This window comes from Vibrio sp. 1151_11 (assembly GCF_029478525.1).
GTDB classification, from domain to species: domain Bacteria; phylum Pseudomonadota; class Gammaproteobacteria; order Enterobacterales; family Vibrionaceae; genus Vibrio; species Vibrio anguillarum.
On record NZ_SHMN01000060.1, the window covers coordinates 1 to 4,132 of the forward strand.

The window sequence follows — 4,132 nt, forward strand, 5'->3', positions numbered from 1 at the left end:
GCATAACAAAGCATTTAAGACGGATTCGCAACGCTTGGCGGTTTTAGTGTAAATTCAGTTTTTGTGTTTTAAGTGGTTTGTCGAAGCACCAGTGTTTAGCGTTGCTCACCACTTAATGCGGCGTTATAACAACAAGGAGAGTTCAGTGAAAATAACAGTGTTAGATGACTATCAGGATGTGGTCAGAACTTTAGATTGTTTCGACCTATTATCTCACCATGAAGTGTCAGTTTTGAATGAAACACTCCCTGAACCGGAGTTGGTTGCTCGACTTCAGGAAACAGATGTTCTTGTTCTAATTCGAGAGCGGACAGTAATAACAGAGTCCTTGCTATCTCGATTACCTAATCTCAAAGTCATTAGCCAAACTGGCAAGGTCAGCAACCACATTGATGTTAATTTATGTGAAAAATTTGGGGTTCAAGTACTAGAGGGGCGCGGCTCTCCGATAGCACCTTCTGAATTAGGCTGGGCGCTAATTATGGCTGCTAGTCGTTACATTCCTACTTATTCTGCGAACCTTAAAAATGATAAATGGCAAGACTCAGGTGTTCTGGGTTTAGGTCGAACTTTAAAAGGTTTAAAACTTGGTATTTGGGGTTACGGGAAAATAGGGCAACGAATCGCTCAATATGCTAAAGCATTTGAAATGTCGGTTGTTGTTTGGGGTAGTGAGCCGTCAAGAAAGCTAGCACTCGAACATGGCTTTGACGCTACTACTTCAAAAGAAACGTTTTTTACTAGCTCTGATATCGTTTCACTCCACCTACGTTTAAATGATGTGACCCGAGCGTGTGTAAAAGCCACTGACTTAAGCTTAATGAAATCTGACTCTTTATTTGTAAACATTAGCCGTTCAGAACTTGTTGAGTCATCAGCCCTCTACAATGAGCTTGTTTCTGTGCCAACTAAGCGTGCTGCTCTAGATGTCTTTGATGTTGAACCAGCATCACTCGATAGCGAGCCTTTACTTTCGTTGCCCAACGTTATGGCAACGCCTCATTTGGGGTATGTAGAGCAAAATAGCTATGAACTGTATTTCAAAATAGCATTTGAGAACATTTTAGCTTTCGAGCAGGGTTCGGTGTAAGTTTCAACATCGAGGAAATCGTTGTTATAACAAACAATTTAAGAGGGATTCCCAACGCTTGGCATTTTTGCTTCTACTTCAATTTTAGTGGTTACGGTACAATGCCTTAGGTTGGGTGGTAGCGTTGCTCACCCCTTAATTGGGCGTTATGCAACTCAGGGAAATTTAGGGGTTCAATCTTTTTAGATTTCTCCGGCCATTCGTTTTGTGTTGCCGGCAAATGTGCACTTTTACCCTCAGATTCGTGGTTCACTCAAACCGTAAAACAGGCAAAGTTCTTTGTTTGCCTCAATCAGTTTTAGCGTTGGCGTGTTGTGAATCTTGTGGGCGCAAAGTGTGGAAAGGGCAAGTGTATCGAGCATTTTGCACTTGCTGAAAGTCTTGCTTGTTGAGTTTGTCTCATTCAAAAGCTTGGTTTGTTGTTGAACGGTGGACTTTGTTTTGGCGGCTTATTTATCTCGGCTCCTACTTGGGTTGATTCTTGAATCACTCAACCATTGCAATGGTGGCTTTTGATCGAGTAAAGTCAGCTTATCTTATTGAATTTGCATAACAAACGGCTCAAGAGGGATTGCCAACGCGTGGCGGTTTTAGTGCAAAATTGAAGTTCAGTGTTTACGGTGGTTTTTTGAGTTCGGCGGTGCGTTGTCAACCCCTTAGCCGGGCGTTAGGCAAGGTGAGTTTTTATCAGCTAAATCGAGTTTGAATTGAACGGTAAATTCCATGTTTTGTGGCTTAATTTAAGCAATAAATAATCATCACATATTTGTTGTTTCTTGATCGCGTTGGGTTGTTTAGCGCTATGAGTTTAGCGGTAAAATAACCTTCAGCATCCAAACGTCCGCCGAGCATGCTACGCTCGTCACTTTTCTTCCAAATCGCTCAATTTGAATTTTTTGGTTTCTTTGCTGATTTAGGGTTTTAGTTTATAAATGAATCGGTTAGTTTGTTTTAAGTTTGTAAAAAAGCCCTACTCTTTGGTTTTGAAAGTATCATTGTCAATCGGTTGGCCTAACAAACGGCTCAAGAGGGATTGCCAACGCTTGGCGGTTTTAGTGCAAAATTGAAATTCAGTGTTTACAGTGTGTTTTTTAAGTTCGGCGGTGCGTTGTCAACCCCTTAGCCGGGCGTTAGGCAAAGTGAGTTTTATCAGCTAAATCGAGTTGAAATTGAACGGTAAATTCCATGTTCTCATGGCTGAACTTAAGCAAATGAATAACCATCACATATTTGTTGTTTCTTGATCGCGTTAGGTTGTTTAGCGTTGTAAATTCAGCGGCAAAATAACCTTCAGCATCCAAACGTCCGCCGAGCATGCTACGTTCGTCACTTTTCTTCCAAATCGCTCAATTTGAGTTTTTTGTTTCTTTGCTGATTTAGCATTTTGGTTTATAAATGAATCGGTTAGTGTTTCTCAAGTTTACAAAAAGCTTTGTTCTTGGGTTTTGAAAGTATTGTTGTCAATTGGTTGGCCTAACAAACGGCTCAAGAGGGATTGCCAACGCGTGGCGGCTTTAGCGCAAAATTTAAGTTCAATGTTTACAGTGTGTTTTTTGAGTTCGGCGGTGCGTTGTCAACCCCTTAGCCGGGCGTTAGCTGAGGTTAAGAAAAATCATCAAATTACGTGTTTATTTTTCTTAGTCTGAGGCTCTAGCTTTACACCTGAAAGTCAGCACTTTTCCGCGTATCTCGCCAGTGGCACTGTTCGTGAAGTGTTTGAACTAACCAAAGTCTGTTTACGGGAAGTGGTGTGTTTGTTTATTTCTTTGGTGTGGCTTCTTTGGTTTTGAAGCTCTTTCGCGCTTAAATGGATTTCGCGCACTTGGCCGTTGGCTTCTTCGAAAGAATTCTTTGTAAATTGAAGTCTTAGAAGCTCGTCAGTTTTCCTATTATTTCTTCTTTGCCAAGTACGTTTCGTGGGTTAGGTTTTAGTTTCTCAGTTGTCCGTTTTACTTTGTCGCTTGAAAGCAATAATGTGTTTTAAATTAGGCCGTTGGGTAGTAAATCTCCGGCTAAAGTGTAGCAGCTAACAAGCGGCTCAAGAGGGATTGCCAACGCGTGGCGGCTTTAGTGCAAAATTGAAGTTCAGTGTTTAAGGTGTGTTTTTTAAGTTCGGCGGTGCGTTGTCAACCCCTTAGCCGGGCGTTATGATTTGTATCCAAATAGGCAGATTCTATGACAATTTCGTTTGAAACTCAGAGGTTGAGAGTAACTGAAGTCTCAGGTGATCTTTCGTTAACTGAGCGTTCAGCTCTGGTCGAACAGATCCCTAATATACTAACGCCATTGGTTGTTGAAAACTTGCCTCCATATTTTCATGGCATTACTTCCGTGGAATTGGCTAGAGTTTGGCTTGACCGAATGTCGTCGGAGAGTCGGCTGCTTCAAGTAAAATCGGAAGCGCAAGAGCTAATCGGTTTTCTTTTCGCCTATGTAGAGAGCGAAAGTGAAGCGCATATTGGTTACTTACTGAGTGAAGAATATTGGGGTAAAGGGTTGGCGAGTGAGCTACTGAAAAGTTTTATCGAAAAAATAGTTAAAACTGAGTCGTGGTCAAAGCTGGTCGGTGGCGTTGAAAGATCTAATGTTGCTTCAGCTAACTTGCTTAAAAAGTTAGGCTTTATAGAGCAACTAGCTAATGATAGTGGCGTTTCTTTTTACGAATATACGATTCCCCGACCACAATCATAACAAACGGCTCAAGAGGGATTGCCAACGCGTGGTGGCTTTAGTACAAAATTGAAATTCAGTGTTTATAGTGTGTTTTTTGAGTTCGGTGGTGCGTTGTCAACCCCTTAGCCGGGCGTTATGCAACTCAGGTAAATTTAGGGGCTCAATCTTTTTAGATTTCTCCGGCCATTCGTTTGGTATTGTCGGCAAATGAGCTTTTTTCCCCTCAAATTCGTGGTTAACTTAAACCGTAAAACAGGCAAGGTTCTTTGTTTGCCTCAATCAGTTTTAGCGTTGGCGTGTTGTGAATCTTGTGGGCGCAAAGTGTGGAAAGGGCAAGTTTATCGAGCATTTTGTACTTGCTGAAAGTCT

At 41.7% G+C, this 4,132-nt stretch carries 3 protein-coding genes; 2 read left to right on the forward strand and 1 reads right to left on the reverse strand.

Annotated elements, in window-relative coordinates:
• Positions 1 to 145: 145 nt before the first annotated feature.
• Positions 146 to 1,090 carry a D-2-hydroxyacid dehydrogenase family protein gene (locus EXZ60_RS18520; RefSeq protein WP_277436125.1) on the forward strand — a complete coding sequence of 315 codons (945 nt, stop codon included), beginning with the start codon at positions 146 to 148 and terminating at the stop codon, positions 1,088 to 1,090.
• 1,130 nt (positions 1,091 to 2,220) lie between these two features.
• Here EXZ60_RS18520 and EXZ60_RS18525 read toward each other — a convergent pair.
• The gene (locus tag EXZ60_RS18525) at positions 2,221 to 2,406 is read right to left on the reverse strand and encodes a hypothetical protein (protein ID WP_277436127.1); all 186 of its coding nucleotides are present in this window, start codon (positions 2,404 to 2,406) and stop codon (positions 2,221 to 2,223) included.
• A gap of 859 nt (positions 2,407 to 3,265) precedes the next feature.
• Between EXZ60_RS18525 and EXZ60_RS18530 the strand changes: the two genes are divergently transcribed.
• Positions 3,266 to 3,781 (forward strand): GNAT family N-acetyltransferase, encoded by a 516-nt coding sequence (locus EXZ60_RS18530; RefSeq protein WP_277436126.1) that lies wholly within the window; start codon positions 3,266 to 3,268, stop codon positions 3,779 to 3,781.
• The last annotated feature ends 351 nt before the right edge of the window (positions 3,782 to 4,132 follow it).

What these genes read in the sequence shown, in the direction of transcription:
- EXZ60_RS18530 (WP_277436126.1), top strand. Translation starts at nt 3,266, where the DNA reads ATGACAATTTCGTTTGAAACTCAGAGGTTGAGAGTAACTGAAGTCTCA.
- EXZ60_RS18525 (WP_277436127.1), bottom strand. Translation starts at nt 2,406, where the DNA reads ATGCTCGGCGGACGTTTGGATGCTGAAGGTTATTTTGCCGCTGAATTT.